The sequence below is a fragment of the Megasphaera intestinihominis genome, from assembly GCF_040096415.1.
GTDB lineage: Bacteria > Bacillota > Negativicutes > Veillonellales > Megasphaeraceae > Megasphaera > Megasphaera intestinihominis.
In genome coordinates this window covers 1-24,907 of sequence record NZ_JBBMEU010000018.1, presented here as the reverse complement: position 1 = coordinate 24,907, position 24,907 = coordinate 1, and the positions used below count along the sequence as shown (strand labels likewise).

Here is a 24,907-nt window from a genome sequence, read left to right as displayed (position 1 = left end):
TCATCCCTCAAATAACGAATATTTCTGACCGTTTTCCTTGCGGACGAAAATACCCGTCCGCCGGGCCAGCATCATGTCCGTGTGGATGGGCAGGCCGAATTGGCTGCCCAGGATTTCCCAGACCTGGGACGGCTTGATGGCCCCTTCGCCGGTCTGATAGATGCCGACAGTCAGATAGACATTGCCGTCCTTCACATGGCCGTGGACGGCTTCGACGACGTGCTGCTTGACGTCGATGGTACGCACGCGGTGCTTGCCCTTGTGGGACACCTTTTCATAGAGGACGCTGGCTGCGTCATTGAATTTCGCCAAAATCTGGTTGAGTCCGTCCTGGCTGAGGTCTTCCGTCAGCGGGCCGCGCAGGGTATAGACGGCGTAATTGGCAATGGCCATCAGCTTCGGTGCCTTGGCATCGACGTATTTGCCATCGAGGACGGCAAAGCCCTGGGGCGACATGGCGTTCATGCGCGCCATGACGTCGGCGACGGGCAGCTTTTCAGCCAGTTCCATGTCGAGGTATTCCACATCGGCCGAGACACCGACGCCCAGGGCCGAGGCGAAGCTGAGCTTCATATGCGGATTGAAGCCTTCAGAATAACAGATAGGCAGTTTGGCCCGGATGATGACGTAGCGCACGGCCCGGGCAAAATCCAGGTGCGACAGGAATTGCAGGGCCCCATCTTTCTTAACAGCTAAACGTAGTCTTTCCATGGTCGTCCCCTTCCTTTCTGTCGATGATGGATACGCCCAGATTCGGGCAGACACCGCAGCCCGTACAGGGCAGGCGGCGGCAGTCGTGAGTCAGTTCAGCTCGAGAGGCCTTCTGCCATTCGCGCTTCAAATAGGCCTTGGCGGCGCCGTTGCTGAGATGGTCCCAGGGCAGGGCTTCGTCGAGGCTGCGCGTCCGGGCGGCATAGTAATCGGGGTCGATGCCGGCCAGGTCGAAGGCTTTCATCCACATATCGTAATCGAACATTTCCGTCCAGCCGTCGAACTTGCAGCCCAGTTTCCAGGCTTCGTAGAGGACTTTGCCCATGCGGCGGTCGCCGCGGGCGAAGGTCGCTTCCAGGCGGCCCGTCTTGGCATCGTGGTAATGGTAGGAAATGTGTTTGTCGTTGATGAGACCCTTGATGTACTGCTGTTTCCGTTCGATTTCTTCAATCGGCAGCTGGCCGAACCACTGGAAGGCCGTGTGCGACTTGGGTACGAAGCTCGATACGGAGACCGTGACCTTGCCGTTGTTCTTGTGGGTCACTTTGCGGTAGAGATTGAGGACCTTGTAGGCCAGGTCGGCGATACCGGCCAGATCTTCGTCCGTTTCTGTCGGCAAGCCCATCATGAAATAGAGCTTGACCGTGGACCAGCCGTTTTCAAAGGCATTTTCACAGGCTGCCAGCAAATCTTCTTCCGTAACGCCCTTGTTGATGACATCGCGCAGGCGCTGGGTCCCGGCTTCGGGCGCAAAGGTCAGGCCGCTCTTGCGGACCTGCTGGACCTTCTTGGCGATATCGACGGAAAAGCTGTCGACCCGCAGCGACGGCAGGCTGACGCTGACTTTCTGGCCCTTGAATTCGTCCAAGAGCTGGTCGACCAGTTCGGGCAGGCAGGAATAATCGGCCGAGCTCAGGCTCATGAGGGAAATCTCATTGTAGCCCGAATTGGCGATAATCTGTTTGGCCAGGTCGGCCAGGTGTTCCGGCGATTTTTCCCGGACCGGCCGGTAGAGCATGCCGGCCTGACAGAAGCGGCAGCCGCGGCTGCAGCCGCGGAAGAGCTCCAGGACGGCCCGGTTGTGGACGATGTCGATGTTGGGTACGATCGGTTTCGTCGGGAAGAAGACGTGTTCCACATCGGAAACGACGCATTTCTCGATTTCTGCCGGCGCTCCCGGTTCAGTGACGGTCAGGCCCTGGAAGTCGCCCTTTGCATCGTACTGGGCTTCATAGAAGGACGGCACGTAGTTGCCCGGCTGCTGGGAGAGCTGCTTCAAGAGGCCCTTCTTGCCGCCCGGTTTTCCCTGCTCTTTCCAGGCGATGATCGTATCGGCCAGGACCTGCGTCGATTCTTCCGATTCGCCCAGGAAAAAGACGTCGATGTAATCGGCCAGGGGTTCGGCGTTGTAGGCACAGGGACCGCCGGCTGCCACCAGGGGCATGTCGTCGCCGCGGTCTTTGGCAAAGAGCGGGATGCCGGCCAAATCGAGCATGTTGAGGATGTTGGTAAAGCTCATTTCGTACTGGAGCGTAAAGCCGACCATATCGAAGTCGCGCACAGGCGTCTTCGTTTCCAGGGAAAAGAGCGGATAGCCCTGGCTGCGCATGACTTCTTCCATATCCGGCCAGGGCGCGTAGACCCGTTCGGCTGCCACATCGGGCCGTTCATTGAGGAGCGCATAGAGGATGCGCAGGCCCAGATGGCTCATGGCGACTTCGTAGACGTCAGGGAAACAATAGGCAACGGTCAGTTTGACGGCATCGTGGTCCTTGACGACGCTGTTCCATTCGCCGCCGACGTAGCGGGCCGGCTTGCTGACTTTGCTCAGTAAAATCGGATCGATCTCCACGGGATGTGACAAATTAATTTCCTCCTTCACGGCGGGTTAAAAAATCATCGTCTGCTGACGCATGTAAATACTCAGTAAGAGGCCCAGGCCCATCATATTGGTCGTCAAGGCGCTGACGCCGTAGCTCATGAACGGCAGAGGGATCCCCGTGACCGGCATGATGCCGCAGGTCATGCCGACGTTGACCAGGATCTGGAAAGCCCACATGGAAACGACGCCTGTCGCCAGCATCATGCCGAAGCTGTCCTTGCAGTCCTTGGCGATCATGAGGCCGCGATAGACGAGGATGAAGTACAGGAACAAGAGGAAGACGCAGCCGAGGAAGCCCAGTTCTTCGCCGATGACGGAAAAGATGAAGTCCGTATGGTTTTCCGGCAGGAAGTTCAGCTGGCTCTGGGTCCCCTGGAAGAGGCCTTTGCCAAAGAGCATGCCCGAACCGATGGCGATCTTCGACTGGATGATATGATAGCCGGCGCCAAAGGGGTCGGCATTGGGATTGAGGAAGACCGTAATACGGGACTTCTGGTAATCCTTGAGGAAATGCCAGCCTACGGGCGCCAGGACGACGCCGGCCAGGAAGACGTTGCGCAAGAGGGACATCTTGATGCGGCCGACGAAGAGCATGCCGAAGGTAATGGCCAGGAAGACGAGACTCGTCCCCAAGTCAGGCTGTTTCAAGACCAGGAGGAAGGGAATCCCGACGTAGAGGCCGATGGGCAGGACCTGGCGCCATGTGTTGAGCTGGCCTACGCGGTCGCTGAGGATCGATGCCGTGCAGATGATCATGATGAGCTTGGAAAATTCCGACGGCTGCAGCGTGATTGGGCCGAGCTGGATCCAGCGCTGGGCGCCCAGGGCCGACGTACCGACGAACATGACGGCGACCAGCATGAGCAGGTTGATGATGTACAGGGGCTTGGCGTATTTCTTCAGCTTCGCATAATCGAAGCGGCTGAAAAAGAGGATGATCATCAAGTCGACGACAAAAGCCGCCCCCTGTTTTGCGACGAAGTCGTAGTTGATGGCCCCTTTATTGATATGCGTCGCACTGCCGATGATGCACAGGCTGATGCAGACGATGAGGAAGCTCACGATGAGCATGACTTTATCTAAATTTTTCCATTCTCGTTTAATAAACATTTCTCTCTCCTATCGACGATAGTGGCGCCAATTCCGGCATTCCTGACGGCGGCGCTGCAGCGACAGGCCCGGTAAGACTTCGGCCTGGGCCTGGTGTTTCGGCAAGAGGGCCGTCAGAGCCGTTTCCTCGATGGCCTTCCCCGTTTCCAGCCAGTCTGCCGTCGCCGACAGGGCCTGACAGAAAGGCAGGGAATCAGCCATACAGGTGATCCGCCCTTCCCCGGCAGCCCGGTCGATGCCATCATCATGCGGCAAGAGACCGGCGACGTGGCCGGTCTGCAAACGGGCTTTGGCTGCGTCTGGCGTGATGACGCCGTCAGCGTAAAAATTATTGAGGATGACGTCGTAGTGAAAGCGCTTCTGCCGGGCCGCGTACTGCATGACCTTAGCCGCATCGCGCAGGGACGACGGCGACGGTTCGACGACGAACAGGATCTCATCGGCCAGGGCCGTCGCCGCCTGATAGGCGCCGTCGCGGCCGGGCGGGCAGTCGATGAGGGTATAGTCATAGGACCCGGACAGGGACTCCAGGACATATTGATACGACGGGATGTCGATCCGCTCCCAGGTCCGCTTCTGGCTGGCCGGCAGGAAATCCAGTCCCGGCACGACCGGCAGCAAAGCCTGGCCGGGCAGGCATTTCCCCCGCGCAGCCTGGGCGGCATCGTAATGGATGGACCCGTCCAGACCGAAGAGCAGGTCGAGGTTGCGCAGGCCCATGTCGGCGTCGGCCGCCAGGACGCGGTGGCCCCGGCGCTGCAGGAGGACAGACAAGGCCGCCGTAATCAGGGTCTTGCCGACGCCTCCCTTACCGGAGGCGATGGCGATGAGCTGGGACATGAAATCACTTTCCTTTCTGATGAGATAAGGCCGTCATCAGGACTTATCGGTCAGACTCAGCCCCATCGCGATGGCTGCTGTCCTTCCCGTCCTGCGCATTCTTATTGGCCTTGTTGTCCTTTTCTTTGCCGTCCTTGTCTTTATCCTTCGGTGCGCCTTCGGCGTATTCACCGACGTGGAAGTAGGCTTCCAGCATGGAACGGACAATCGGGCCGGACGACAGAGACCCGAAACCGCCCTGTTCCGTCAGGACGGCGATGACGATGCGCGGATGTTCATACGGCGCATAGGCGACGAACCAGCCATGGTCCGTACCGCCGAAGTTTTCCGCCGTCCCTGTCTTACCAGCGACCTGGATGGGGAAGCCGGCGAACAGGGAACCAGCTGTACCGGATTCTTCAGCAACGTTACGCATCCCTTCGCGGACCAGGTCCAGCGTCGATTTGGATACGGACAGGGTGCCGACCTGTTCCGGTGCAAAAATCTTATACGGCGTGCCGTCGAGGTTGTCGATACGGCTGACGATGAACGGCCGGTACTGGATGCCGCCGTTAGCGACTTCGCTGACGATCATGGCTGCCTGGAGCGGCGTAACCAGCTGGAACCCCTGGCCGATAGCCGAGTTGAACGTATCACCGAGGTACCATTCATCGTGGAAATTCTTCTTCTTATATTCCGCACTGGCGACCAGGCCCGGTGCTTCGCCGCGCAGGGCGATGCCCGTCTTCTTGCCCATGCCGAACATGCGGGCGTATTTCGCCAGTTCGTCAATGCCGACGCGGCGGCCCATTTCGTAGAAGTATACGTTATCGGACTTAGCCAGGGCTTCGACGAAATTGATCCAGCCCAGGGCTTCGCCGCCGGCGTTGCGCATGTCGACCAGCCAGTGGCGGCCACTGTCGAAGATCATTTCATCAGGCGTGACTTTCTTGAGTTCCAGGGCTGCCGAACCGGTGATCAGCTTGAACGTAGAGCCCGGCGGATATTCGCCGGCAATGACGCGGTTTTCCATGGGGTGATTGGGATTGTCGTTGATGAGGGACCATTCTTTTTCCGTAATGCCCCGGGTAAACCAGTTCGGGTCGTAAGCCGGACGGCTGGCCATGGCCAGGACGGCGCCCGTATTGGGGTCGATGGCGACGGCAGCGATGCCGTGGGTGCCGATGCCGTTGGCGATCTGGCGGTCCATGGCCCGTTCCGTAGCCTGCTGCAGGTAGAGGTCGATGGTCAGGTGCATATTGTGACCGGCTACGGGGTCCTTGCGTTCCATTTCCTTGACCGGACTGCCGGCGGCGTCGACTTCGACCTGACGGCCGCCATCCTTGCCGCGCAGGAGGTCATCGTAATAGGCTTCCAGGCCGGCCCGGCCAATCTGGGTGATGTTGGATACGCCTTCGACGCCTTCCAGGCGCTTGGCGTCTTCTTCATCGATCTGGCCGACGTAGCCAAAGACCTGGGCGGCCATCATCTTGTACGGATAATAGCGGATCGGCTGGACGTCGACGGAGACGCCAGGCAGGTCGTTGCGCTGTTCTTCGATTTTCGTGACGATATCCTGGGTCAAGTCATTGGCCAGGACCGTCGGCACGTAAGAGCTCTTGACCTTCTGGACCTTTTCCCGCAGCTTATCTTCCGGCATGTTGAGGATGCCGGCCAGTTTCTGCAGTTCTTCGTCGCTCATGCCGTCCTTAGGCGGCACGTAGGTCACCATGAAGCTCGGCCGCGAGCCGACGAGGATCTGGCCGTTGCGGTCGTACATGATACCGCGCATGGCTGCAATGGGGATGGCCCGCAGGCGGTTCCCTTCGGCCAGGGTATAATAATATTCACCGGCAAAGAGCTGCAAGTAGACCAGCCGGCTGATGAGGATGACGAAAATCGCGATGACGATCCAGTAGAGGTAGCGGAAACGGCCATCTTGATTCTTCTTTTTCAATAACGCTTCAAGCATGTAACTAAATCTCCTTTATTTACCAGCGATAGCCCGGGAACCCGTAAAAGGCATCGTCGCGGCGCAGATGCCAGACGATGTGATCCACCGGCAGGGCCAGGATTCCGTGATAAACAAGCATAGGGATGCTGAATTCCAACAAGTAGGCGGCGATGTTGATGTACTGGCCGGCCAGGAAGAGGAACCCGCAGGTCAGGACCAGGCCGACTTCGGTCGCCCCGAGGACGATGAGCAATGTCAATACCCACTGGTCCTTGTCGATGTCGCGGCCGAGGTAGCTGCAGATGAGGGCTACGATGAGATAGACCAGCAGGTGCAGGCCAAAGAAATTGCCGATAATGACATCCTGACAAAATCCGCCCAAGAGGGCCGTGATGATGCCGATGCGCTGGCCGTGATGGAGGGCCATGAGGACGACGAAGACGAAGATGAGGTTAGGCTGGCTCACGCTGTTAAACATAAAAGGCAGGATGGCAGCCTGCAAAATAAAGACGATGAAGGCTGTCATGACACAGTTCAGTTTCTTCATAATGCCGCGGCTCCTTTAATTCCTTCTACTTTGTCGCGATTCGTCTGAGGTACGAGTTTCGGCGTGACTTCCGGTTTTTCATAGGACCCGGTATCGGCCGACTTCAAGATGACGAAGACTTCTTCCAGTTTGGAGAAATCGACGCTGGGACGAATGACGGCATATTTTACGAAATCATTTTCATTCTGATGGATCGATACGATGGTGCCGATAGGCAGGCCCTTCGGATAGATGGAGCCGAAGCCCGATGTGACCAGTGTATCCCCTTCCAGGATATCCGCATCCTTGGCGATGTTGACGAACTGCGGTTCCGTCGGCACGTTGCCGTTGCCGCGGACGACAGAGGAAACGCGCGATTCCGGACGCTGTACGATGGCACCGATGCTGGTCCGCGGGTCCGTCAGGAGCTGGACGCGGGACGAATGCGGATAGACGTCGCTGATGAAGCCGACGACACCACTCGGCGTGATGACCGGCATGTCTTTTTCGACGCCTTCGCCGCTGCCGACATCGATGATCATGGTGTTGGTCCACGTGCCGTAGTCACGGGAAATGACCGAACCAGCCAGAAGCTGGTACTGATTATGGGTCGATTTGAAATTGAGGAGCGCCCGCAGGCGGTCGTTTTCGGCTACGACTTCATCGTAGTCGACAGTCCGGCTCTTGAGGTCGGCATTTTCTTTTTCCAGCGATTCCCATTCAATGCGGTTCTTCAAGCTGACGTCGACGATGTGGATGCTCGAGGTCAGCGAATCCATGACGCGGCTGGCACCGTATTCAAAAGGCGACATGATCGTCATCAGCGGCTTGGTAATGAACGGCAGGGAATCGCGCTGGCGCCAGGCCCAGCCGACAAGCGCAATGACGATGAATAAGATGAGTACGAAGACGACGCTTCTTTTACCGAACGAAAACAATTTTAAAATCTCCTCCTATATATACGCTGTGCCCCTTCGATGAGGGCCGATAATTTATCACGATCAGCGACGGCAATGCCCGTGCCCTTGGCGACAGCCAGTTCCGGCTCGGAAGCCAGCATGACCGGCACGCCCAGTTCCTGGGTGAAGAGCTGGTCCATGCCCTTTAGCTTGGCCCCGCCGCCAGTGAGGACGATGCCATGTTCCATAATGTCTGCGGCCAGTTCCGGCGGCGTTTCCCGCAGGACATCCTTGACCAGGTCGAGGATCTTGATGAGAGGCTTGCCGATGACGTGGTAGAGCTCACTCGATTTGATGGCCATTTCCCGCTGGAGGCCGTCATCGAGGCCGCGGCCCACGAAGTAATAGCCCCGGTCTTCCAGGGGCAGGACAGCTGAGCCGTTGGTCACTTTCATCTCTTCCACCGTCGTGTCGTCAGTGACGATATCGTACTGATAGCGCAGGTAATCTTTGATGGCCGCATTGAAATCGAGGCTGCCCAGATGGAGCGACTTGGATACGACGATGCCGCCCAGGGACAGCATGGCTACATTGGTCGTACCGCCGCCGATGTCGACGACCATATTGCCGACCGGATCATAGACGGGCAGATTCACGCCGAGAGCCGCAGCAGCCGCCGTTTCGATGAGGAAGGCTTCCTTGGCGCCGGCCTGATAGACGGCTTCCATGACGGCCCGTTTTTCGACATTCGACGCCGCCGAAGGCACGCCGATCATGATGCGCAGGCGCTGGACGCTGCGGACGCACTTGCTGAGGATATAGCCCAGCATCGTCCGGGTTACACTGTAATCGGCGATGACGCCGTGGACCAGAGGCCGATGGAGCTTCACCGTTTCCGGCGCCCGGGACAATAAGTCCTCTGCCGCCCGGCCGACAGCAATCATCTTGCTGTTCCGTTCATCTGTCGCCATGACCGACGGTTCAGACAGGACGATGCCCCGGCCCTCCACATAGACCTGGGTCGTAGACGTCCCTAAATCAATCCCTATATTTTTAGTTAATGGAGAAAAAATCGAAGCCATAACAAATCCTTTCTATTTCTTTCGCATATTCTGTTATACAAAACAGTCATCATTCCATATTCTATCACATTGCGCCCCTTTTCGCATTAACTAATTTCATGGAATGAAAAAAAGGCCTGTCGCACGTGCGACAGACCCTTTTAAGTAGTTAGCAGCTAGTGGCTAGTGGCTAGCGGATGGTCTTTAATTTAAAAACCCTCGCTTCAAACATCAAACTTCAAGCAGGGATACACCCACATGTGCATGACAACCGAAACGACCACACGCTTCTTACGCGACTTTCAATCCGGCGCGGTGCAAGGCCATGACGATCGGCGTGATGATCAGGCCCGATACGATGGCTTCCGGGATGCCATTGACGGCCGTGATGCCCAGCATGATGTTGATGACGTTCATGAAGGGGATGCCCTGTGCTTCGGCATAAGGGACGCCGACGATGGCCGTAAAGGAACCGAGGAAGAGAATCGTGTGACAGACCGTCGTCAAGACCGCCGTGACGGCGATGCGCCATACTTCGCGGATTTTCAGATGACGGTACAATTCAAAGGCGATGACGCCGATCAGGATACGCGGTACGATACAGATGAAGGCGTCGGCAACGACGTTATACTGTACAGCAAACAACAGCAACGCGCTCGGTGCCTGCAAGGACCGGATAAAGGAAAAGATACCGAACATGAAGCCGACGATCATGCCGACCTTGCGGCCTGCCGTCAGGCTGCCGATGATAGTCGGGATGTGAAGGATCGTCGCGTTCATGATGACCAGCGGGATGAAACCATAGCCCGTGAGGCCTAAAAAAATCGTAATCGCCGATAAGAAACCGGCAACCGTTAACTGACGAATCGACAAAAAAGTGCGTCTTGCCGGCATGACGCCAGCAACATTCTGTTTTTCCATGTTTTTCCTCCGTTCTCGCTCTTTCGCAAGATACAAGTCGCAATACGATTAAAGACGCAAAAACACGGCCGGTCCGCGCCAGTATCCGCCCGTTTCCGGTACCAACCCGGCGCTTTAAAAGAACCTGCCTTATGTGTCACGCGTAGTATATCATACTTGAAGGGGTCTTGCCAATAGCAATTGGGAATATTGTGAATCTTTACACAAGCATAATGGAGGATAAAGGCCTTCGGCCGCAGTTGGCAAAGAAACACGGTCCAGCAAGAACGGGCTGTGGATTTTTCTCCAGCAGGCTCGCCCTCTATCATGAATCAAACTTCAACCCTGAAAAAGAAAGGGACTGTACGCGATAGCACAAAGCTTCATGCGACAGTCCCTTTTGGTGCGAGTGGAGGGACTTGAACCCTCACGCCGTGAGGCGCCAGATCCTAAGTCTGGTGCGTCTGCCATTCCGCCACACTCGCAAGTACCTTTTTATTCTACCATGCTTCCCTCCTATTGGTCAAACAAAAAATATGGTATCATATTTCTATATATATCATAAAGGAGGATTGTTATGTTATTACAAAGGGAATCGAAATTTGAAGGGTCTGTACTCGGATTTATCGGCTATGGCCTCATCTTAGTCATCCTTACGATTTGTACGTTCGGCATCGCCTATCCTTGGGGCGAAGTCATGTTTCGCCGCTGGATCTGCCGCAATACGATCATCGACGGCCAGCGTCTCACTTTTGATGGAACAGGTCTGCAGCTCTTCGGCAGCTACATCAAATGGTGGTTCTTCACTATCATCACGCTGGGCATCTACGGCTTCTGGCTGTTCAACAAGATGACCGCCTGGCGGGTAAAACATACGCATTTTAGGGAATAATAAAAGGGCTGTCGCATCGCGACAGCCCTTTTAAGTTGTTAGTGGCTAGCAGTTAGTGGTTAGCAGATAGTTTTAAATTTAAAGGTTTTCTCTGTGAGAAAGGGACTACACATACGATGAGGATAACCAGCGAGTTACTAACCACTAACCACGAGCCACCAATCTCACACGACCTGAAACAGGTAGAACTTCAGATAATTCGTTTCCGGGACATTCCAGAGGATGGGATGGTCCGGCGACTGCTGGCGCCCTTCGATCTGGCGGAGGCGGACGCCGGCGTCTTTGGCGGCGTCGTGGAGCATCCGGCGGAACAGGTCGTCACGCATGAAGTGGGAGCACGAACAGGTCGCGAGGTAACCGCCGCGGGGCAGGAGTTTCATGGCTTTCAAGTTGATTTCCTTGTAGCCCCGGATGGCGTTGTGGACGGTATGACCCGATTTGGTGAAGGCCGGCGGGTCGAGGATGATGAAATCATAGTCATGGCACTTGTGGTCGGCCAGATCGGTCAAGAGGTCGAAGACGTTGGCCTGCTTGGCCGTGACGATGTCTTCCAGGCCGTTGCGGCGGATATTTTCGTTGGTCATGTCGACGGCTTCCTGGGAAATGTCGACGGCTGTGACGCTGGCCGCCCCGCCCTTGGCCGCATTGAGGGCAAAGGCTCCGGTATGGGTGAAGCAGTCCAGGACATGCTTGCCGGCAGCGATTTTGGCGACAGCCAGGCGGTTGTATTTCTGGTCCAGGAAGAATCCCGTCTTCTGGCCATTTTCCACATCGACATCGTAGAGGATGCCGTTTTCGTCGATGGTCGTCAAGACGCTGCCCGGCTGGGGCAGGAAGTCGGCCTGATACCAGCCTTTATACTCTTCCATGCCGTCCAGTTCGCGGACTTTGACGTCGTTCCGTTCATAAATGCCTCGGATGGTGACGCCCATGGCGGCCAGTTCGTCGACGAGAGCCTTGAAGATGACCGGTTTGACCTGGTCCATGCCATAGCACAGGGTCTGGGCGACGAGGACGTCGTTATAGCGGTCTACGGTCAGGCCCGGCATGTCGTCGGCGTCTCCGAAGATGAGGCGGCAGCAGGCGAAGTCTTTATCGCCCATGACGGTCTTGCGGTAGTCCAGGGCATATTTGACCCGGCGCTGCCAGAAAGCTTCGTCGAAGCGGTCGTTGGCATTGCGCGACACGATACGCACGCGTATCTTAGAAATGTCGTTGGCAAAGCCCGTGCCGAGATAGCGGTCTTTGTCGCTGTAGACGTCGACGATGTCCCCTGTCTGGTACGTGCCTTCGACATGGGTCACTTCTTCGCCATATACCCAGGGGTGGCCGCTGCGGGCAGCCCGTTCCCCCTTCTTGGTAATCGTTAATTTCGCATAAGGTCGGTTCATATTTCCCCCGTTTTATAAAATATAATGGCTCAAGTCGACGTTCTGGACGACGTCGTTCAGCTTGCCCGAAACGAATTCTTTATTGACGACGATGTGCTTTTCGTCGATATCCGGTGCTTCATAGGCCACATCTTCGAGGATTTTTTCCAAAATCGTGTGCAGCCGGCGGGCGCCGATGTTTTCCGTTTCCAAGTTGACGCGGTATGCGTATTCGGCAATGGCGTCGATGCCGTCATCGGTGAATTCCAGGGTGACGCCATCCGTTTCCAGGAGGGCCTTATACTGTTTGACCAGGGACTGGTTCGGTTCAGTCAGGATGCGGCGGAAATCATCGACCGTCAGGGACTGGAGTTCGACGCGGATCGGGAAGCGGCCCTGCAGTTCCGGAATGAGGTCGCTCGGCTTGGATACATGGAAGGCACCGGCAGCGATGAAGAGGATGTGGTCTGTCTTGACCGGGCCGTACTTGGTGTTGACCGTAGCTCCTTCGACGATGGGCAGAATGTCGCGCTGTACGCCTTCGCGGGAGACGTCGGGCCCGTTGGAACGGCCCTTTTCGGCGATCTTATCGAATTCGTCGATGAAGACGATGCCCGATTCTTCCGTCGCTTCGATGGCTTTGTCGACGATGATGTCCATATCCAGGCATTTTTCCAATTCTTCTTCCTTGAAGATTTCCCGGGCCTTGGCGACGGTCATCTTCTTTTTCTTCTTCTTTTTCGGCATGATGCTGCCCAGCATTTCCTGGAAATTGTTGGTCAGTTCTTCCGTCGAATTGCCCGTCAGGATGCCCTGGAAGCCCTGGTTCTGTTCAGCCACTTCGACTTCGATTTCCCGGTCGTCCATCTTATGGGCGCAAATGTCTTCAAACATCTTCTGCCGGCGGTCGGACTTCGGCTCTTCCAGCTGCTTCGGTTCTTCCGGCATTTCATCGTCGTCATCATCGCTGCTGAAGAAGACGTCCATCGGGTTCTTGACTTTTTCCTTGATGGACTTCTTCGGCCAGAAGACCTGGAGGATGCGCTTGTTGGCTTCTTCTTCGGCCTTTTCTTCATAGCGCTGGCTTTCCTGTTCCTGGACCATGCGGATGGCATTGGCCACGAGGTCGCGGATCATCTGTTCGACGTCGCGGCCGACATAACCGACTTCGGTGTATTTCGTCGCTTCGACTTTGATGAACGGCGCACCGACGAGCTTGGCCAGGCGGCGGGCGATTTCCGTCTTGCCGACGCCAGTCGGCCCGATGAGCAGGATATTCTTGGGGATGATTTCATCCTGCATGTCTTCACTCAGGCGTTTGCGGCGCCAGCGGTTGCGCAGGGCGATGGAGACGGATTTCTTGGCTTCCCCCTGGCCGACGATGTATTTATTCAATTCCGCCACGATCTGTTTTGGCGTCAATTCTGTTTTTTCCATGAAAATACCTCTTTCTTAAATTTCTTCGACAATGACGTTGTGGTTGGTGTAGACGCAGATATCGGCTGCAATATGCAGGGATTTTTCAGCGATTTCCCGGGCCGACAAGTCCGTGTTCTGCATGAGGGCCCGTGCCGAAGCCAGGGCATAGTTGCCACCGGAACCGATGGCCAGGACGCCGTCGTCCGGTTCGATGACTTCGCCGTTGCCGGAAATGAGCAGGATGCGCTGACTGTCAGCGACCAGGAGCAGGGCTTCCAGCTTGTGAAGGATTTTGTCGGACCGCCAGTCCTTGGCCAGTTCGACGGCACTGCGGACGAGGTTGCCATTGTGTTCGTTCAATTTTTCTTCAAAGTGGTCGAATAAGGTGAACGCATCGGCGACGGAGCCGGCAAAACCGCTGATGATCTTGCCGTGGTAGAGGCGGCGGACTTTCTGGGCCGTCCCTTTCATGATGACGGCATTGCCCATCGTGACCTGACCGTCGCCGGCGATGGCCGTCTTGCCGTCGCGCTGGACGGCGCAGATCGTAGTAGCGTGGAATTCTGTAGACATTAATTCAGACATGGGTAATCCCCTTTCATTTGTTCAATTTCATCGAGTGCCCGCTGTGCCAGCAGGGCGTTCTTTTCTTTCTTCTTCATGCGTTTCTTGATGCCCAGCGGTTCCATGAGGCCGAAGTTGATGTTCATCGGTTGGAAATGGTCGTTCGGGCCGCTGGAAATATATTGGCTCAGGCCGCCCATGGCCGTGCGCCGGGAAAAGGTCAGGCCGTCTTCCCCTTGCAGGAGGCGGGCCGCATTGACACCGGCCAACAGGCCCATGGCTGCCGATTCCAGGTAGCCTTCGACGCCGGTCAGCTGGCCGGCAAAGAGCAGGTTCGGCTGTTTGCGCAGCTGCAGCGTCGGCAGGAGCAGTTCCGGCGAATTGATATAGGAATTGCGGTGCATGACGCCATAGCGGACGAATTCGGCGTGTTCCAGGCCGGGAATCATGGAAAAGACCCGCTTCTGTTCGGGGAACTTGAGATGGGTCTGGAAACCGACGATATTGTACAGCGTGGCGCTGCCGTTATCCTGGCGGAGCTGGACGACGGCATAAGGCAGTTCACCTGTACCGGGCAGTTCCAGGCCGACAGGCTTCATGGGGCCATAGCGCATGGTATCGATGCCGCGGCCGGCCATGACTTCGATGGGCATGCAGCCTTCAAAGACGCTGTCGTCTTTTTCAAAGTCGTGGAGTTCGGCACATTCAGCCGTCGTCAGGGCCTGCCAGAAAGCTTCGTATTCTTCTTTGGTGAAAGGGCAGTTGAGATAGTCTGCCCCACCCTTGCCGTAGCGGGCGGCGCGGTAGACTTTAGTCATATCCAGGGAGTCGACGGCGACGATAGGCGCGGCGGCGTCGTGGAAATGGAAGTAATCCTCCCCGGTCAGGCGGCGGATGGTATCGGCCAAGGCGTCACTGGTCAGGGGGCCGCTGGCGACGATGCAGATCTGGTTGTCCGGCAATTCCGTCACTTCTTCGTGGCGGATGGTGACCAGGGGATGATCCTTGAGTTTTTCCGTCACGTACTGGCTGAAGGGGACGCGGTCAACGGCCAGGGCCCCGCCAGCCGGAACGCGGTGCGTATCGGCGGCATCCATGATGAGCGAGCCGAGACGGCGCATTTCTTCCTTCAAGAGGCCGACGGCGTTTTCAATATTCGCTGCCCGCAGGGAATTGCTGCAGACGAGTTCTGCGAAATATTCCGTGTGGTGAGCCGGCGACGATTTGACCGGCCGCATTTCTACGAGTTCTACCGGGATGCCGCGGCGGACGAGCTGCCAGGCAGCTTCCGATCCGGCCAGGCCGGCTCCGATGATTAAGACACTATTCTTCATGCACTACCTCACCTTTTTTATGGTTTTCACACTCTGCATTGCTACAGAAAATCTTATCGGGTCCTTTTTTATAATGTTTGACAATCATGATGCTGCCACAAAGGGGACACTTCTTGTCGACAGGCTGGTTCCAGAGGACGAAGTCACATTCCGGATACTGGCTGCAGCCGTAAAAGACGCGGCCCCGCTTGGACTTACGCTTGATGAGCGTCCCCTTGCCGCACTTGGGACAGGTAATCCCCAGGTCTTCGACGATGGCCTTGGTATTGCGGCATTCCGGGAAATTGGAGCAGGCCAGGAATTTGCCGAAGCGGCCGAATTTATAGACCATCGGCGCGCCGCAGAGCTCGCAGACCTGACCCGAATCCTGGCCGGAAATGGTGACTTTTTCCATCTTTTCTTCAGCTTCGTCCATTTCCGGCTTGAAGACGTCATAGAATTCCTGGAGGACGTGGCGGTACGTGTCCTTGCCCTGTTCGATGGCGTCCAGCTCTTCTTCCATGTGGGCCGTGAAGCCGACGTTGATGATCTGGGCGAAATATTTCTTCAGCAAATCGACGATGATGACGCCCAGTTCCGTCGGGACGAACTGTTTATCCTTCTTTTCGACGTAATTGCGGTTCTGGATGGTATCCATGATGGGCGCATACGTACTCGGCCGGCCGATACCCTTTTCTTCCAGCGTCTTGATCAGGCTGGCTTCGGTATAGCGTGCCGGCGGCTGGGTGAAATGCTGCTGCGGCGTGACGGCCTGGTTGTGGACGACGGTATGGGCCGAAATATGGGGCAGCTCAGCCAGAGTCTTGTCCTTCTTGGCGTCTTCGTAGAGTTCCGTAAAGCCCTTGAACAGGACTTTGTAGCCTGCAGCCCGCAGTTCGTAGCGGCCGCTGTCGATGATGATGGCCATGTGTTCCGTTTCGACCGATTCCATCTGGCTGGCCAGGAAGCGGTTCCAAATGAGCGTATACAGGCGCAGCTGATCGCGGGACAGGAATTCCGACACCTTGTACGGTGTCAGTTCCAGCGACGTCGGACGGATGGCTTCATGCGCATCCTGACTGGTCTGTTTCGTCTTGTAGACGCGGGGCTTGTCGGGGATGTATTCTTCGCCGTAGTTCGACGTAATGAACTCCCGCGCGGCCTGGACCATATCATCGTTGATGCGGACCGAGTCCGTACGCATGTAGGTAATGAGGCCGACATGGCCCTGGTCGCCCATATCGAGGCCTTCATAGAGCTGCTGGGCCAGCATCATCGTCTTCTTGGCGCCGAAATTGAGCTTGCTGACACATTCCTGCTGCATCGTCGACGTCGTGAACGGCGGCTGGGGCTGGCGTTTGCGCTTGCGCTTTTCGACCTTCACAATCGTATCCGGTTCGTGGTCTTCGCCGCGGCTTTCCCAGGTCAGGTCGTGGGCGATGGCTTCGGCCGCTTCCTGCGTCGAGATTTCGGCCTTCTTGCCGTCAATCTTGGTCAGTTCTGTCGGCAGGGTCAGGCCGTCTTCGGTCTTATAGGTTCCACTGACGGTCCAGTATTCTTCCGGCACGAAAGCCTTGATGGCTTCTTCCCTTTCACAGATGAGGCGGACGGCGACGGACTGGACGCGGCCGGCGCTGAGGCCCTTGCAGACTTTCTTCCACAGAAGAGGGCTCAGTTTATAGCCGACGATGCGGTCCAGGACGCGGCGGGCCTGCTGGGCGTCGACTTTCTTGAGGTCGATAGGTTCCGGGTCCTTGATGGCCTCAAGGATGGCTTTCTTGGTAATTTCGTGGAACATGATGCGGCATTTGTCGTGCGGGTCGATTTCCAGCAAATGGGCCAGATGCCAGGAAATGGCCTCCCCTTCGCGGTCCGGGTCAGTTGCCAGATAGACTTGTTTCGATCGGATGTATTCATTCTGCAAGTCTTCAATGAGTTTGCGCTTATCCCACATGTTGGTATACGTCGGCACGAAGCCTTCTTCGATATTGACGCCGAACTGGTTGCGCGGCAGATCCCGCAGGTGGCCGCGGCTGGCCATGACCTTGTAGCCGCTGCCCAGGAAGCGTTCGATAGTCTTGGCCTTGGCCGGCGATTCGACGATGACCAGATTCTTGGCGTTCTTCGGGAGCGGGTCCAGCTTCTTCAGCGGTTCCTTCTTGGGCAGATTGACCGTGCCGTGGATGACGGTCTTCTCGCCGTCGCCTTTTTTCTTGCGGCCTCGTTTCTTCTTTTTAGTATCATCAATGATGATTGTGCGTTTAATCGGAAATTCTAACATCTATCTCCATCCTGCCTCTCGCTGTACACGAAATCTGAAAATGTACTTAAACTATTTCTCATCATACACTATTCGCCGCGACCTTTCAAGGTGTGACTCTTTCTAATACTATAATATGAGCAAAAATATGAGCAAATATGAGCACAAAAAAGAGGCTGTCGCACGAAGCTAAAATGGCTTAATGCGACAGCCCCTTTTTTAGTGGCTAGTGGCTAGCGGCTCCCCTTAAAGGGGAGCTGGCCGCCGAAGGCGGTCTGAGGGGTTGCTTTTGACCAAAAAAGACCCTCGCATGATGGTAGAAGCCTTCGTGCGACAGGCCCTTTTTGGGTTTTAAGTTTTCAGTTTACAGTTTTTAGTGAAACCGAGTTAGTGAATTTCACTGATGATGACATCGGTCATGGTCTGGGTGTCGGCTTTCTTGAAGCCTTCTTTATAGAGGTCCGGCGTGCGCCAGCCGGCAGCCAGGGCGGCGTCGACGGCTTTTTCAATCTTGTCGGCCGCTTCGTCTTCATCCAGGGAGTAACGCAGGAGCATGGCCGCCGAAAGGATGGTGGCGCAGGGATTGGCAATGCCCTGGCCGGCAATGTCCGGTGCCGAGCCGTGAATCGGTTCGTAGAGGCTGGTCATTTCGCCGATGGAAGCCGACGGCATCATGCCGATGGAACCGCCGAGGACAGCCGCTTCATCGCTGAGGATATCGCCGAAGAGGTTGCTCGTGACGATGACGTCGAACTGCTTCGGATTGAGGGCCAGCTGCATGGCGCAGTTGTCGACGTAGAAATGGTTCAAGGCGACGTCGGGATAATCCTTGGCGACGTCGATGACCGTACGGCGCCACAGGCGGGACGTAGCCAGGACGTTGGCCTTGTCGACGGACGTAACCTTGTGGCGGCGCTTCTGGGCGGCCTTCATGGCAAAGGTGCTGATGCGCTGTACTTCAGGGACACTGTAGTTTTCCAGGTCCCACGCGCGTTCGACGCCATTGTGGATTTCCGATTCGCAGCGGTCGCCGAAATAGATGCCGCCGACGAGTTCGCGGACGATGAGGACGTCCGTCCCGGTGACGATATCCGGTTTGAGCGGCGAGTATTCGGCCAGGACTTCCGGTACCTTGACCGGGCGCAGGTTGACGTAGAGCCCCAAAGCCTTGCGCAGGCCCAGGACGGCCTGTTCCGGGCGCAGTTTCGGGTCGACGTTGTCCCACTTGTCGCCGCCGACGGCGCCGAAGAGGATGGCGTCGGCTTTCTTGGCCGCTTCGATGGTATCTTCCGGCAAGGGCGAACCGCAGAGGTCATAGGCCGTGCCGCCGGCCGGTTTCTTTTCAAAAGTCAGGCCGATGTGGCAGACTTCATCGATTTTCTCTAAGGCTTTAACGGCACCTGCCGTGATTTCTTCCCCGATTCCGTCGCCGGGGATGACGACGATATGTTTAGCCATGTTACTTAGACTCCTTTACGTAATTGATTAAGCCGCCAGCTTTGGCAATGTCCTGGATGAAGCCCGGCAGGGGCGGCGCCTGGAAGGTGTCGCCTGTCGTCTTGTCGACGATTTTCCCCGTGTCGAGGTCGATGGAGAGGATATCGCCGGCTTTGATTTTTTCGACGTCGTCGCCGATTTCCAGGGCCGGCAGGCCGACGTTGATGGCATTGCGGTAGAAGATGCGGGCGAAGCTGGCCGCAATGACGACGGGGATGCCCGACGCCTTGATGGCAATCGGTGCGTGTTCACGGGATGAACCGCAGCCAAAGTTGTGGCCGCCGACCATGATATCCCCTGCCTTTACGTTGCCGGCAAAGGTTTCGTCAATGTCGACCATGCAGTGCGTGGCCAATTCTTTCGGATCGAAGCTGTTCAAATAACGAGCCGGGATGATTACGTCTGTATCGATATTGTCGCCGTAGCGCCATACTTTTCCTTCTAATGTCATGATTAACGGACCTCCTTCGGTGCGGCAATCTTGCCGAGAATCGCACTGGCTGCAGCGACCTGCGGGCCAGCCAGGTAGACTTCGCTGTCGACGTGACCCATGCGGCCGCGGAAGTTGCGGTTCGTCGTGGAGACACATTTTTCACCAGCCGTCATGATGCCCATGTAGCCGCCCAGGCAGGGACCGCACGTCGGCGTCGAAACGGCACAGCCGGCAGTGATGAAGGTTTCGATGTAGCCGGCCTTCATGGCTTCCATGTAGACGTGCTGGCTGCCGGGGATGACGATGCAGCGCACGTCAGGATGGACTTTATGGCCTTTGAAGATGTCCGCAGCGATCTTCAAATCTTCCAGACGGCCATTGGTACAGGAGCCGATGACGACCTGGTCGATCTTGATGTCGCCGAAGGTGCCGATGACCTTGGTGTTTTCCGGCAGGTGCGGGAAAGCGACGACGGGTTTCAATTCAGACAAGTTGATTTCGACAGTCCGGCTGTAATGGGCGTCGTCGTCAGCCGTGACGATGTCGTAGCCATCGGGGACGCGGCCCTTTTCATAGGCTATGGTCTGTTCATCGACAGGGAAGATGCCGTTCTTGGCACCGGCTTCGATGGCCATGTTGGCAATGGTGAAGCGGTCGGTCATATCCAGAGCGGCGACGCCTTCGCCCGTGAATTCCAGGGACTGGTAGAGAGCGCCGTCGACGCCGATCATACCGATGAGGGTCAGCATGACGTCTTTGCCCGTAATGTCATCGGGTTTGGAGCCCGTCAGATGGACATTGATGGCATCGGGGACTTTGAACCAGGCCTTGCCTGTAGCCATGGCGACGCCTAAGTCCGTCGAGCCGACGCCAGTGGAGAAACCGCCCAGGGCGCCATACGTACAGGTATGGGAATCGGCGCCGATGGTCAGCATACCGGGAGCGACGATGCCCTGTTCCGGCAGGAGGACGTGTTCGATGCCGACGCGGCCGACTTCAAAATAATGCGTAATGCCGTGTTCCTTAGCGAAGTCGCGGACGATTTTGGCCAAACCGGCGGACTTGATGTCTTTGTTTGGCGTGAAGTGGTCCGGGATCAAAGAAATCTTGGTCTTATCAAAGACGGGCTTGCCGATCTTGTTGAACTGGGCAATGGCCGGAGGGGCCGTAATATCATTGGCCAGGACCATATCGAGATTACAAGTAATTAAATCACCCGGTTTCACCGAGTCGACGCCGGCATGTTTTACCAGGATTTTCTGCGTCATCGTCATACCCATATGTATATACACTCCTTATTATTTCACTAAAATCCAATACAGATAAGTTTCTATCATGCTTGAGTTCGATGTGAGTGGCTTTCAATTACACTCCCCTCACATCAAACATCATACTTTAATGCTGGCCCGACGTGGCTTTGAAAGCCGTAATCGTATCCGGCGTGGATTTGAGGGCCCGGAACTTGACGCGCTGAGCCATGCCGTCCATGCGGTTGATGGCCGTCATGAAGGCGAAGATGGAAGCCGTAATGGTATCCGTATCGACGCCGGCGCCCCAGGTCGTATGGCCTTCTTTATCGGTCAGGCCGAAGTAAGCGATGCCGCGGGAATCGGAGTCACGGTCCAAATCGTGTTCGCTGTAGACGAGGTTGCTGAACTCGATGCCATAGGCCTTGCAGACGGCATTGCTGACGGCATTCAGCTGGCCGTTGCCGGCCCCTTCGAGGACGACTTCTTCGTCGTTGGCGCGGACCAGGACTTTGCCGACCCATTTATCGCCTTTCTTCTTGAGCGAGAAGTCTTCGACTTTCAGCGGCGTATCGGCATTGAGGTAGTTCTTCTGGAAGGCGTCGTAGATTTCGGCCGGTTTCAATTCCTGATGCTTGTGGTCCGATACTTCCTTGACGAAGTAGCTAAAGTCTTCGCGCATCTTCTTCGGCATGTCGATGCCGTAATTCTGTTCCATGACGAAACCTACGCCGCCCTTGCCGGACTGGCTGTTGATGCGGATGACGTCGGCATCGTACGTGCGGCCCACATCATGCGGATCGATGTACAGGTACGGGCAGGTCCAGTACTGTTCGTTGTTTTCCTTGCGGAAGTGCATGCCCTTGGCGATGGCGTCCTGATGAGAACCGGAGAAAGCGGCGAAGACCAGCTGGCCGGCATAAGGCTGACGCGGATGGACATGCATGTGGGTCACTCGTTCATACGTTTCCACCAGTTTGGGCATGTTCGAGAAATCCAGGCCCGGGTCGACGCCTAAGGCATACATGTTCATGCCGATCGTGACGATATCGGCATTGCCCGTCCGTTCGCCATTGCCGAACAGCGTACCTTCGACGCGGTCAGCGCCGGCGAGCATGGCCATTTCAGCATCGGCGACGCCCGTACCGCGGTCATTGTGGGGATGGACCGATAAGATAACGTTGTCGCGGTATTTCAGATTCTGCGACATATAGGCGATCTGCGAAGCGAAGACATGAGGCATGGACATCTGGACCGTCGACGGCAGGTTGATGATGGCCTTGCGGTCAGCCGTCGGTTTCCAGACATCGAGGACGGCGTTGCAGACTTCCAGAGCGTATTCCGGTTCCGTGCCGGTGAAGCTTTCCGGCGAATATTCAAAGCGGAAGTTGGCACCGGCTTCGTCGGTCAGGCGCTGTAACAATTTCGCACCGTCTACAGCAATCTGTTTGATTTCTTCCTTCGATTTGCGGAAGACCTGCTGGCGCTGGGCGAAGGACGTGGAATTGTAGACGTGGACGATGGCGTTCTTGACGCCTTTCAGGGCATCGAAAGTCTTGCGGATGATGTGTTCCCGGGCCTGGGTCAGGACCTGGACGGTGACGTCATCGGGAATCATGTCGTGGTCGACTAAGTAGCGCAGGAATTCAAATTCCGTTTCCGACGCAGCCGGGAAGCCGACTTCGATTTCCTTGAAGCCCATGGCGACCAAGACTTTATAGAATTCAATCTTTTCTTCAAGGCTCATAGGAATGATGAGGGCCTGGTTGCCATCGCGCAAATCGACGCTGCACCAAATGGGCGCTTTATCGGGATATTCTTTCTGGGCCCAGGACATATCGACAACAGGGGGCATAAAATAACCTTTTTTATAATGTTCTACGTTTTTCATACTGCATCTCTCCTATGATCATGAAATAAATTTAAAATAAATCATTACACAATCAAAATAAAAAAAAATCTTTCATCTCGAAAAGAGACGAAAGATTATACTTACGCGTTACCACTCTAATTCCTATCCGAAGATAGGCTCTCAACAGGTACGGACATACGTCGATACCCTCCTGTCTGTTAACGGCCAGGCCCCGGCTCCACCTACTCCTTTCGTTTCAGCGAGCTGCTTAGAGATGAGTTCTGTTCCGTGCCGCTGCTGCCTCACACCATCCGGCAGCTCTCTGGAAACATTCCGGAACTTACTAGTTCTCTTCAACGCATTTTTTATTTTGGATTGTTTGTCTGTTGACGTTTTGTATGTTATCATACCCTTTTGTAATTTGCAAGGCTTTTTCCAGAACTTTTCCAAATATTTTTAGCTTAAACGTGATACTTTATTTAATAAAATGCCGTGAAGACGGGTTTAACGTTTATCTTTACATGTAACGATTCTTTGCAGGATGCGTCGCCTCCCCCCTATCTTTTTCCCCTTATTAATGCTATAATAAATAAGTTACACAACAAGGAGGAAGTACATGTTAGAAAAATTCCAAAATTTGAATATTAGCGAAGTCATTATCCGTGCCCTGAATGAAATGGGCTTTGAAGAACCCACACCGATCCAGGCTGAATCGATTCCCATCGCCATGAGCGGCAGCGACATGATTGGCCAGGCCCAGACCGGTACGGGTAAGACCGCAGCCTACGGCATCCCGGTCCTGGAAAAAATCCTGAAAGCCGAACCGTCCAAGGATATCCAGACCGTCGTCCTGTCGCCGACGCGTGAACTGGCCATGCAGGTTGCCGAAGAACTGAACCACCTGGCCCAGTTCACCAACATCCAGGCCCTGCCGATCTACGGCGGCCAGGATATGGAACGCCAGCTGCGCCGCCTGCGCAAATGCCCGCAGATCATCGTCGCCACGCCGGGCCGCCTCATCGACCACATGAAACGCGGCACCATCGATTTGAGCCACATCACGACCATCGTCCTCGACGAAGCCGACGAAATGCTGGACATGGGCTTCATCGATGACATCAACCTCATCATGGCCGCTACGCCGAATACGCGCCAGACCCTGCTCTTCTCGGCTACCATGCCCAAGCCGATCCAGCAGCTGGCAGAAACGTTCCTGCACGACCCGCTCATCATCCGCATGAAGGCCAAAGAAGTCACGATGGACCTCATCGAACAGTCCTACATCGAAGTGCCGGACCGCCAGAAATTCGACATCCTCTGCCGTCTCCTGGACCTGCAGGAACCGGACCTGGCCATCATCTTCGTCCGCACCAAACGCCGCGTCGACGAAGTGTCGGAAGCCCTCAAGAAGCGCGGTTACTCGGCTGAAGGCATCCACGGCGACCTGACCCAGGCCAAGCGCGATACGGTCATCCGCCAGTTCCGTGAAAAGACCATCGACATCCTCGTCGCTACCGACGTCGCCGCCCGCGGCCTCGATATCAGCGGCGTTACCCACGTCTTCAACTACGACCTGCCCCAGGACCCGGAAAGCTACGTCCACCGCGTCGGCCGTACCGGCCGTGCCGGCCAGAGCGGTGAAGCGACGACCTTCGTCATCCCCCGCGAAATGGAACACCTGCGGACCATCGAACGCCTCATCAAGCGCCGCATCACCCGCCGCAAGGCCCCGACCTTCTCGGAAGCCCTGGAAGGCGCCCAGCAGGCCGCCATCCGCAGCCTGATCACGACGACAGAAGAAGGCAACTTCGGGACGTATAAAGAAAATGCCGAAGAACTCCTGTCCAACTACGACTCGGCCGCTCTGGTAGCCGCAGCCATCAAGCTCTTGACCAAGGAACCGGACACGACACCGGTCAAGATTACCGAAGAAGCGCCGCTCCGCAGCCGCAACAACCGCGGCGACCGCAACAACCGCGGCGACCGCAATAACCGCCGCTACAACCGCAACGACCGCCGTGGAGACCGCCGCAATCGCAACAACAACCAGCGCCGTGAAAACAAACAACATAAAGAAGCGAATCGTTCCGTATTCAAGCCTTATTTCAAGGATTGAGAAAAGGGGCTGTAACAAAATGAGTTTTTTTGCTCATTTTGTTGCAGCCTTCCTTCTTTCCCATAACTAACACAATAGCTGG

Annotated in this window: 20 protein-coding genes, 1 tRNA gene and 1 other annotated feature; of the genes, 2 read left to right on the top strand and 19 right to left on the bottom strand. The window is 56.0% G+C overall.

Annotation, left to right across the window (positions count from 1 at the left end; genetic code table 11):
- From WMO23_RS04430 to WMO23_RS04385, 10 genes are all read right to left on the bottom strand, one after another.
- Window positions 1-711 (bottom strand): TIGR03936 family radical SAM-associated protein, encoded by a 711-nt coding sequence (locus tag WMO23_RS04430; RefSeq protein WP_292261202.1) that lies wholly within the window; start codon window positions 709-711, stop codon window positions 1-3.
- Complete coding sequence (locus WMO23_RS04425) at window positions 686-2,563, bottom strand: TIGR03960 family B12-binding radical SAM protein (protein WP_020309884.1); 1,878 nt, start codon at window positions 2,561-2,563, stop codon at window positions 686-688. The genes WMO23_RS04430 and WMO23_RS04425 overlap by 26 nt, the downstream gene beginning before the upstream one ends.
- Window positions 2,564-2,599: 36 nt before the next feature.
- Window positions 2,600-3,703 (bottom strand): rod shape-determining protein RodA, encoded by a 1,104-nt coding sequence (gene rodA / locus WMO23_RS04420; RefSeq protein ID WP_298677025.1) that lies wholly within the window; start codon window positions 3,701-3,703, stop codon window positions 2,600-2,602.
- Between the two features lie 9 nt (window positions 3,704-3,712).
- A complete protein-coding gene (locus WMO23_RS04415) occupies window positions 3,713-4,543 on the bottom strand; it encodes an AAA family ATPase (protein ID WP_020309886.1) in 831 nt (276 codons plus the stop codon).
- A 43-nt stretch (window positions 4,544-4,586) separates the two neighbouring features.
- Entirely contained in the window at window positions 4,587-6,494 is a 1,908-nt protein-coding gene (gene mrdA, locus WMO23_RS04410; protein ID WP_292261193.1) for a penicillin-binding protein 2, read from the bottom strand.
- 19 nt (window positions 6,495-6,513) lie between these two features.
- Window positions 6,514-7,023 carry a rod shape-determining protein MreD gene (gene mreD, locus WMO23_RS04405; RefSeq protein WP_020309888.1) on the bottom strand — a complete coding sequence of 170 codons (510 nt, stop codon included), beginning with the start codon at window positions 7,021-7,023 and terminating at the stop codon, window positions 6,514-6,516.
- A complete protein-coding gene (mreC, locus tag WMO23_RS04400; RefSeq protein WP_020309889.1) occupies window positions 7,020-7,940 on the bottom strand; it encodes a rod shape-determining protein MreC in 921 nt (306 codons plus the stop codon). Before mreC ends, mreD begins: the two co-directional genes overlap by 4 nt.
- A gap of 2 nt (window positions 7,941-7,942) precedes the next feature.
- Window positions 7,943-8,983, bottom strand: a complete 1,041-nt coding sequence (locus WMO23_RS04395; protein ID WP_349173326.1) for a rod shape-determining protein — start codon at window positions 8,981-8,983, stop codon at window positions 7,943-7,945.
- Window positions 8,984-9,253: 270 nt separating this feature from the next.
- Window positions 9,254-9,883 (bottom strand): ECF transporter S component, encoded by a 630-nt coding sequence (locus WMO23_RS04390; protein ID WP_020309891.1) that lies wholly within the window; start codon window positions 9,881-9,883, stop codon window positions 9,254-9,256.
- Between the two features lie 380 nt (window positions 9,884-10,263).
- A tRNA-Leu gene (locus WMO23_RS04385) sits at window positions 10,264-10,347 on the bottom strand.
- A 92-nt stretch (window positions 10,348-10,439) separates the two neighbouring features.
- Between WMO23_RS04385 and WMO23_RS04380 the strand changes: the two genes are divergently transcribed.
- Window positions 10,440-10,754, top strand: a complete 315-nt coding sequence (locus tag WMO23_RS04380; protein WP_020310038.1) for a DUF6693 family protein — start codon at window positions 10,440-10,442, stop codon at window positions 10,752-10,754.
- Between the two features lie 164 nt (window positions 10,755-10,918).
- Here WMO23_RS04380 and WMO23_RS04375 read toward each other — a convergent pair whose 3' ends face one another.
- The 9 genes from WMO23_RS04375 to WMO23_RS04335 all read right to left on the bottom strand — a co-directional run bounded on the left by WMO23_RS04375 (window position 10,919) and on the right by WMO23_RS04335 (window position 22,748).
- The gene (locus WMO23_RS04375; protein ID WP_020310039.1) at window positions 10,919-12,145 is read right to left on the bottom strand and encodes a class I SAM-dependent rRNA methyltransferase; all 1,227 of its coding nucleotides are present in this window, start codon (window positions 12,143-12,145) and stop codon (window positions 10,919-10,921) included.
- A 12-nt stretch (window positions 12,146-12,157) separates the two neighbouring features.
- Window positions 12,158-13,561, bottom strand: a complete 1,404-nt coding sequence (gene hslU / locus WMO23_RS04370) for an ATP-dependent protease ATPase subunit HslU (RefSeq protein ID WP_020310040.1) — start codon at window positions 13,559-13,561, stop codon at window positions 12,158-12,160.
- Between the two features lie 15 nt (window positions 13,562-13,576).
- Window positions 13,577-14,128 carry an ATP-dependent protease subunit HslV gene (gene hslV, locus WMO23_RS04365; RefSeq protein WP_036200680.1) on the bottom strand — a complete coding sequence of 184 codons (552 nt, stop codon included), beginning with the start codon at window positions 14,126-14,128 and terminating at the stop codon, window positions 13,577-13,579.
- Window positions 14,116-15,441 (bottom strand): methylenetetrahydrofolate--tRNA-(uracil(54)-C(5))-methyltransferase (FADH(2)-oxidizing) TrmFO, encoded by a 1,326-nt coding sequence (gene trmFO / locus WMO23_RS04360; protein WP_292298982.1) that lies wholly within the window; start codon window positions 15,439-15,441, stop codon window positions 14,116-14,118. Before trmFO ends, hslV begins: the two co-directional genes overlap by 13 nt.
- Window positions 15,431-17,701 carry a type I DNA topoisomerase gene (topA, locus tag WMO23_RS04355; protein WP_292107280.1) on the bottom strand — a complete coding sequence of 757 codons (2,271 nt, stop codon included), beginning with the start codon at window positions 17,699-17,701 and terminating at the stop codon, window positions 15,431-15,433. Before topA ends, trmFO begins: the two co-directional genes overlap by 11 nt.
- A 366-nt stretch (window positions 17,702-18,067) precedes the next feature.
- Window positions 18,068-19,138 carry a 3-isopropylmalate dehydrogenase gene (gene leuB / locus WMO23_RS04350; protein WP_020310044.1) on the bottom strand — a complete coding sequence of 357 codons (1,071 nt, stop codon included), beginning with the start codon at window positions 19,136-19,138 and terminating at the stop codon, window positions 18,068-18,070.
- Window position 19,139: 1 nt separating this feature from the next.
- Window positions 19,140-19,628 carry a 3-isopropylmalate dehydratase small subunit gene (locus WMO23_RS04345; protein WP_020310045.1) on the bottom strand — a complete coding sequence of 163 codons (489 nt, stop codon included), beginning with the start codon at window positions 19,626-19,628 and terminating at the stop codon, window positions 19,140-19,142.
- Window positions 19,629-19,630: 2 nt separating this feature from the next.
- On the bottom strand, window positions 19,631-20,890 hold the full coding sequence (gene leuC, locus WMO23_RS04340) for a 3-isopropylmalate dehydratase large subunit (RefSeq protein WP_020310046.1): 1,260 nt from the start codon (window positions 20,888-20,890) through the stop codon (window positions 19,631-19,633).
- Window positions 20,891-21,005: 115 nt separating this feature from the next.
- Complete coding sequence (locus WMO23_RS04335; protein ID WP_020310047.1) at window positions 21,006-22,748, bottom strand: 2-isopropylmalate synthase; 1,743 nt, start codon at window positions 22,746-22,748, stop codon at window positions 21,006-21,008.
- An 80-nt stretch (window positions 22,749-22,828) separates the two neighbouring features.
- Window positions 22,829-23,075, bottom strand: a binding site (T-box leader).
- Window positions 23,076-23,325: 250 nt separating this feature from the next.
- Between WMO23_RS04335 and cshA the strand changes: the two genes are divergently transcribed.
- Window positions 23,326-24,825, top strand: coding sequence for a degradosome RNA helicase CshA (cshA, locus tag WMO23_RS04330; protein ID WP_292281424.1), 1,500 nt, complete (start codon window positions 23,326-23,328; stop codon window positions 24,823-24,825).
- Window positions 24,826-24,907: the final 82 nt, after the last annotated feature.